The organism is Amaricoccus sp. (assembly GCF_036846665.1).
GTDB lineage: Bacteria > Pseudomonadota > Alphaproteobacteria > Rhodobacterales > Rhodobacteraceae > Amaricoccus.
Genome location: NZ_DAIUBO010000330.1, coordinates 1 through 3,512, shown reverse-complemented (window position 1 = coordinate 3,512; position 3,512 = coordinate 1). Strand labels below are relative to the sequence as shown.

Annotated in this window: 5 protein-coding genes; 4 read left to right on the top strand and 1 reads right to left on the bottom strand. The window is 70.5% G+C overall.

What is annotated here, in order from left to right; all coding sequences use genetic code 11:
* Positions 1-82 precede the first annotated feature (82 nt).
* Positions 83-583 (bottom strand): invasion associated locus B family protein, encoded by a 501-nt coding sequence (locus V7050_RS19730; protein ID WP_324370309.1) that lies wholly within the window; start codon positions 581-583, stop codon positions 83-85.
* A gap of 216 nt (positions 584-799) precedes the next feature.
* On the opposite strand from V7050_RS19730, the gene V7050_RS19725 reads away from it, so the two are divergent.
* From V7050_RS19725 to V7050_RS19710, 4 genes are all read left to right on the top strand, one after another.
* A complete protein-coding gene (locus V7050_RS19725; RefSeq protein WP_324370311.1) occupies positions 800-1,600 on the top strand; it encodes a flagellin N-terminal helical domain-containing protein in 801 nt (266 codons plus the stop codon).
* A 105-nt stretch (positions 1,601-1,705) separates the two neighbouring features.
* The gene (flaF, locus tag V7050_RS19720; protein WP_324370313.1) at positions 1,706-2,086 is read left to right on the top strand and encodes a flagellar biosynthesis regulator FlaF; all 381 of its coding nucleotides are present in this window, start codon (positions 1,706-1,708) and stop codon (positions 2,084-2,086) included.
* Positions 2,083-2,490 (top strand): flagellar biosynthesis repressor FlbT, encoded by a 408-nt coding sequence (gene flbT, locus V7050_RS19715; RefSeq protein WP_324370316.1) that lies wholly within the window; start codon positions 2,083-2,085, stop codon positions 2,488-2,490. Before flaF ends, flbT begins: the two co-directional genes overlap by 4 nt.
* 14 nt (positions 2,491-2,504) lie before the next feature.
* Positions 2,505-3,341 (top strand): DUF1217 domain-containing protein, encoded by an 837-nt coding sequence (locus V7050_RS19710; RefSeq protein WP_324370318.1) that lies wholly within the window; start codon positions 2,505-2,507, stop codon positions 3,339-3,341.
* Positions 3,342-3,512 lie beyond the last annotated feature (171 nt).

Here is a 3,512-nt window from a genome sequence, read left to right as displayed (position 1 = left end):
CAGGAGGAGATCGCGGCGCGGCTCGGCTACGAGATCGTGCACCACCGGCTCGAACTCTACGGCCGGCGCATCGCCAAGGGCGTCAAGGACCGGAAGTGACCGCGGCCGGGCCGAGCGCCCGGAGCGCGCCGGTGAAGCCCATCAGCGAGAATCCGATCCGCACCGGCTGATCCTCGAGCAGCGTCAGGGTCACCGTGCCCCCGCGCTCGCGCCTGAGCGCGGCGAGCACCTCCGCGTCGAGCGGCAGGCGCGCCTCGCATCTGCCGCCGGGCGAGCAGCTGCGCCAGGGCACCTGCCGCTCGATCCCGGCGCCCAGGGCGAGATCGACGCCGTCGGGCAGGAAGAGCGGCATCGGCGTGGCGATGACCAGCGCGCGCTCGCCCGCGCCGGTGACGCCGAGGCGCAGCACCTCGCGGCCGCCCGCCCCGAGCACGCGGGTCGAGATCGAACACGCCCCCTCCGGGCAATCCATCCGCCAGTCGAGGAAGCGCTCGGGCGCCGTCCCGCCCCGGTGGCCGGGCGGATCGGCGGCGGCAGGGCCGGCGAAGGCCGCGGCGAGGCAGGTCGCGACAAATGCGAGCATCGGTAAGCGGCTGTTAGGCACGATAGCCCCCGGCATTAGGACTTGGTTAGACCTGTTCGCTGAATGTGCCCCTACGCGGCTGAAGGGCCGGCGCGGCGAGGCCGGAATGCGGCCGGGCGCCGCAGTTGTCAGAATGGCGGTCATCGGTTCCGCATGGGCGGGATCACGCTTGAAAACGCGGCGTCGAAGGCGTCGCTCGCCACAAGGAAACTACCTATGTCCAGCATTCTCACCAATACCAGCGCCCTCGTCGCCCTGCAGACGCTCAAGTCGATCAATACCGGCATGGGCAAGGTCCAGAACGAGATCTCGACCGGCATGCGCGTCTCGACCGCCAAGGAAAACTCCTCCAGCTGGTCGATCGCCTCCACCATGAAGTCGGACGTCGGCTCCTACAAGAAGCTCAGCGAATCGCTCACCTCCGCCTCGGCGCTGGTCGGCGTGGCCCGTTCCGCCGCCGAGCAGATCTCCGACATCCTCAAGCAGGTGCAGGAGAAGGTCGTCCAGGCGCTCGATCCGGGTGCGGATACCGCCAAGATCCAGGCCGACGTCACCGCGCTGACCGGCACGATCACCTCGATCGCCCAGTCTGCCCAATACAACGGCATCAACCTGGTCAACGCGGCCGCTGCGTCCGTGAACGTGGCCGGCTCGATCGTGCGCACCGCAGGTGTGCTGACCGTGCAGAACATCGCGACCGGTGCGGCCAACCTCGAGGCGCTCGGTGCGGCGCTCGTGGTCGGCACGGCGACCCCGAACGACATCGACACGCTGATCGACACCGCCAACGCCGCGGCGGCGACCTTCGGTGCCGCCCAGGCGCGGATCGAGGCGCAGAACAGCTTCCTCACGAAGCAGGCCGATGCGCTCAAGGTCGGTGTCGGCGCGCTGGTCGACGCGGACATGGAAGAGGCCTCCTCGCGCCTCCAGGCCCTGCAGGTGCAGCAGCAGCTGGGCGTCCAGTCGCTGTCGATCGCCAACCAGGCGCCGCAGAGCGTGCTCGCGCTCTTCCGCTAAGTCATCTGAACGGGGCGGGCGCGAGCCCGCCCCGGCTCCCCTCCGATCTCGACGCAATCCCGGGTCGCTCGCCTGAATCCGTCCCGGTCCCTCAGGGGTTACCAGATGAACAAGAACGACCACGCCCGCTCCGGATACCGCGCCGCCGCGACCCCGATCCGCACCCAGCGCGACACGGAATACCAGGTCTTCGCCCAGGTCACCCATCGCCTCAAGGCGATCGACGAGGCCGACAGGTCGAATTTCCCGCTCATCGCCCAGGCGGTCTTCGACAACCAGCGCCTCTGGGGCATCCTCGCCGAGGATCTGATGGAGGACGGCAACGCGCTGCCCGTCGAGCTCCGCGCGCAGATCATCAGCCTCGCCGAATTCGTGCGCCGGCACAGCCTCGCGGTGCTCGGCGGCCGCGCCTCGGTCTCGGCGCTGATCGACATCAACACCGCCATCATGAAGGGCCTGCGCGGCGACGTGGAGGTGGCGGCATGAGCGGCCTCGTCCTCAAGCTCGGCCCGCGCGAGCGCATCATGATCAACGGCGTCGTCATGGAGAACGGCGACCGCCGCACGCGGCTCAACGTGCTCACGCCCGATGCCAACGTGCTCCGGCTGCGCGACGCGATCCATCCCGACGAGGCCAACACGCCGGTCCGGCGCGTCGCCTATATCGCGCAGCTCGTGCTCGCCGGCGAGGCGGATCCGGAGGAGGGCCGGCGCCAGATCCTGCGCGGCATCGAGCAGCTGAGCCAGGTCTTCCAGGACGCCGACAGCCGCGCCCATCTCGCCGCCGCGACCGAGGCGGTGGCCGAGGGGCGGTTCTACCAGACGCTGAAGGCCCTGCGCGGCCTGCTGCCGCGCGAGACCCGCCTGCTCGCCGTCCGTCCGGCCTCGTGAGCGGAGGCGCGCCCATGAGCTTCCAGCCGAGCATCCCGCTCCCCGGAATCGCCGGCTGGCGCTTTCTGGAACGCACCCAGGCCGCGCAGCAGGCGGCCTTCGACAAGGGGGCGGAGCTCAAGCGCGACATCGCCTATTTCGAGGAAAGGATCGGCAGCGTGACCAGCGCCGCCGAGCTCGTGGGCGACCGCCGGCTGCTCAAGGTCGCGCTCGGCGCCTTCGGGCTCGAGGGCGAGCTCGACAAGCGCGCCTTCATCCGCAAGGTGCTGGAGGAGGGCACCACCGAGCCGCGTTCCTTCGCCAACCGCCTCACCGAGCCCGCCTATGCCAGGCTCTCCGAGGCCTTCGGCTTCGGCGATCCCGGCGGCGCCCGCACCGGGGATTCGGGCTTCGCCGCGCGGATCACCGAGGCCTACCGCACCCGCGCCTTCGAGGCGGCGGTGGGCGAGACCAGCAACGACCTGCGGCTGGCGATGAACTTCCGCCGCGAGATGGTGGAGATGTCGCGCGGCCCCGACGGGGCGAACTGGTTCTCGGTGCTCGGCTCCAAGCCGCTGCGCCAGGTCTTCGAGAAGGCCTATGGCCTGCCCGCCGCCTTCGCCAAGATCGACGTGGACCGCCAGCGCGAGGTGATGCGCGACAAGACCGCCGCGCTCTTCGGCACCGACAAGCTGACCGCCTTCCAGGATCCGGCCGCGGTGGAGAAGGTGATCAACCGCTTCCTCGCCCGTGCCCAGATCGAGGCCGGCGCCGCCGCCTCGGGCCCAGCCTCCGCGGCGCTCACGCTGCTTCAGGCCGCCAGCGGCGAGGCCTCGCAGGGTCTTTTCAACCTGCTGGCCGCCCGGTCCTGATCGCGCGGCAGGGGAAGCCGCAGACGATCGCATCCAGCATTCCTTCTTCTTGCTTCGACCGTCCCGCTACAAGACGAGGGCAGCGCCCGGCCCGGGCGGAAGCGAAGCGCCCGCCTTGGGGCGGGGCGGGCGCTGCCCGGCGGTGCCCGCCGGGCGGGATGGTTGCGCTGG

Bases quoted from the DNA above. Each gene is read 5' to 3' on its own strand.
- V7050_RS19730 (WP_324370309.1), bottom strand. From the start codon at position 583: ATGCTCGCATTTGTCGCGACCTGCCTCGCCGCGGCCTTCGCCGGCCCT.
- V7050_RS19725 (WP_324370311.1), top strand. From the start codon at position 800: ATGTCCAGCATTCTCACCAATACCAGCGCCCTCGTCGCCCTGCAGACG.
- flaF (WP_324370313.1), top strand. From the start codon at position 1,706: ATGAACAAGAACGACCACGCCCGCTCCGGATACCGCGCCGCCGCGACC.
- flbT (WP_324370316.1), top strand. From the start codon at position 2,083: ATGAGCGGCCTCGTCCTCAAGCTCGGCCCGCGCGAGCGCATCATGATC.
- V7050_RS19710 (WP_324370318.1), top strand. From the start codon at position 2,505: ATGAGCTTCCAGCCGAGCATCCCGCTCCCCGGAATCGCCGGCTGGCGC.